Origin of the sequence: Actinomadura sp. NPDC048032 (genome assembly GCF_040653175.1) — a bacterium.
Taxonomy (GTDB): domain Bacteria; phylum Actinomycetota; class Actinomycetes; order Streptosporangiales; family Streptosporangiaceae; genus Spirillospora; species Spirillospora verrucosospora.
This window is the reverse complement of record NZ_JBEZJP010000671.1, coordinates 1-2,734: the sequence shown is the minus strand read 5'-3', so window position 1 is coordinate 2,734 and position 2,734 is coordinate 1. Positions and strand designations below refer to the sequence as shown.

At 72.7% G+C, this 2,734-nt stretch carries 2 protein-coding genes; one reads left to right on the top strand and one right to left on the bottom strand.

The features are described from left to right. Positions 1-25: 25 nt before the first annotated feature. Positions 26-1,129, bottom strand: a complete 1,104-nt coding sequence (locus AB0C69_RS40865; protein WP_360361974.1) for a salicylate synthase — start codon at positions 1,127-1,129, stop codon at positions 26-28. Between the two features lie 118 nt (positions 1,130-1,247). Here AB0C69_RS40865 and AB0C69_RS40860 point away from each other — a divergent pair. Further along, positions 1,248-2,734: condensation domain-containing protein (locus AB0C69_RS40860; protein WP_360361971.1), on the top strand; the 1,487-nt coding region annotated here is incomplete at its 3' end.

The window sequence follows — 2,734 nt, the reverse complement described above, 5'->3', positions numbered from 1 at the left end:
GGTCGACATCTGAGTCGCGGGCCGCCTACTTGGCGCCCTTGCGCTTCTCCTCGGCCTCGGCGATCGAGTCGTGGATGCCGGACGCGGTGACGCCGGGGAAGAGCGCGTCCAGGGCGTCCCATGCGGTGCGGTCGGGGGAGAGGGTGCCGCTGACGCTGGAGCCCAGGTGCTGGACGCTGCCGCGTTCCTTCACCGTCATGAAGCCGGTCACGCGGACGGTCTCCGGGTCGCAGACCCGGTAGAGCTCTTCCTGGGACGTCCTGACCGAGACGGCGTGCTCGTAGATCTCCTTGGGGTCGGTCTCCAGGTCGTGGCGGGTGCGGGCGTCGGTGTCGGCGCCGAGGCCGAAGGCGCGGGTGCCTGCGAGGGGCTGGGTCATGACGTGACCTGCGGAGTCGACGCTCGCGAGCACCTCGGGGCTGAACCCGGTGGCCTGGAATCCGCCCAGGTCGAGCAGGAAGGAGCGGGCCGGGGTGTTGGCCTCCCGGCCGCGGACGTAGGTCGAGACGACGTCGACCGGGTGGGGGACGTCCAGGCGGCGCGACACGATGACCTTCTGGTAGCGGCCCGCGTGGATCTCGGCCACGGCCTCGGCGACGCGATCGCGGTAGGGGGCTCCGCCGGCGCTGACGTCGACGGGCGAAGGCTCGCCGACCGGGTGGCCGTTCGGCCTGGCCAGGAGCTTGGTGACCTGCTCTATGTCCGCTTCGTCTGTGCTGGTGACGGTGACGCGGCCGTTCTCGGCCCGCACCTCCGTGCGGGGGACGATCAGGTGGGCGAGCCGTCCGGAGGGGCGGGCGGCGGCGCACTCGAACGCGATCCAGCCGTAGGCGTTCCAGACGGGCAGGGGCGCGGCGGCGAACGTGTCGCGGAGGGCGTCGGCGGGGCGGCCCGTCCAGGGGCGGGTGAGGGGAGTGTGGCCCGGCCAGCGGGCGTGGACGGCGCCGGCGTCGAGGACGATCTCGGCGAGCATGCCTCCCGCGAACGTCCAGGAGCCGGGCCGCTCGTAGACGACGTAGTCGCCGAACAGGCCCGATCCGGCCAGGCGGGCCATGAGGGCGAGCGGCGCCGAGGGATGCTCGACGACCAGCTCGGCGGGGTTCGCATCGGTGCGCAGACCAGTGGACAAGGCAGCTCCCTCTTCGCGGCCGGAAGGTCAAACTTAGGTAAGGCTAACCTTGCATGATTTTTATAGGCAAGGCTAACCTAACTCGCGGTGGCGAAGCCCGACGACGGAAGAGTTGAGCGTGGAGCAGACGACGGCGGCGCGACGGCGCGAACTGATGCGGCGGATGATGGCCGAGGCCGGGCTGGGCGCGGACACCGCCCGGCTCGCCCCCCGGGGATCGGACGGACCGGCGCCCCTGTCCCACGCGCAGCAGAGCATGTGGCTGCACCACCGCGCCTTCCCGGAGAGCCCCGCCTACAACGTCTGCCTGCTGATCCGCATGTCCGGCCCGCTCGACGCCGGGGCCCTCTGCGAGGCGCTGCGGGCGCTGGTCCGGCGGCACGCCGTGCTCCGCACCGTCTACGCGGAGGGCCCCGATCAGCGGGCGGTGCAGATCGTCACGGAGGACGACTCGCTCGACCTGCCGCCGGTCCGGTGCGCGGACGCCGGGGCGCGGGCGGCGGAACTGGCGGCGCTGCCCTTCGACCTGCGGGCCGAGCGGCCGATCCGGCTGGAACTGCTTCGGCTGGGTGAACACGAGCACGCGCTGGTGCTCGTCGTGCATCACATCGCCTGGGACGGCATGACCTGGGGTTCGCTCTCGCGCGACCTCTCAGCGCTCTACCGCGCGGCCGTCACCGGGGCCCCGGACGGGCTGCCCTCGCTGGACGTCCAGTACGCCGACTACGCCGAGTGGGAGCAGCGGCGGCCCGTCGCCGAGGACGATCTCGCGTACTGGCGAGAACGCCTCGATCCGCCCCCGGCCCCGCTCGACCTGCCCGCGGACCGTCCGCGGAGCGCGGTCGTGTCCGAGCGCGGTGGACGGCGGGCGCGCCGCTTCGAGGACGACGTGACCGAGGGCATGCGCAAGCTCGCCGCGGAGGAGAACCTCACCCCGTACATGGTGATGACGGCCGCGTACGCGGTCCTGCTGCACCGCTACACCGGCTCGGTGGACGTGGCGATCGGTTCGTCGGTGATGAACCGCGAGCACGCCGAGGTCGAGCGGCTCGCCGGAAACTTCGGCAACACGCTCGTGCTGCGCGCCGACCTGAGCGGGACGCCGACGTTCCGGGAGGCGCTGCGCCGGGTGGGCCGCACGGTCGCCGAGGCCTTCGCGCACCAGGCGGCGCCGTACGACAGGCTCGTCCAGGAGCTGAGGCCGGCGCGCGGACGGGGGCGCTCGGCGTTCTTCGACACGATGGTGCTGTTCCTCGCCCAGGAGATCGGCGAGCTGGACCTGCCCGGCATCACGTCGAGCTGGACGCACGTCCACAACGGCACCACGCACTTCGACCTGTCGCTGGAGGCGTTCGTCCGGCCGCAGGGGATGACGGTCGAGGCGACGTTCCGGCGCGAGCTGTTCGAGGACGAGCGCATCGACGCGCTGCTGGCCCACCTGGAGACGCTTCTCCGCGACGCGCTGGCCGGCCCCGACAGGCCCATCGGCGCGCTGGAGGTCATGAGCGCGGACGAGCGGGCCCTGATCGGCGCGGCGAACGCCACCGACCGCGCCCTGCCCGCGACCGACGTCGTCGCCCTCTTCGAGGAGCAGGCGGCCCGCAC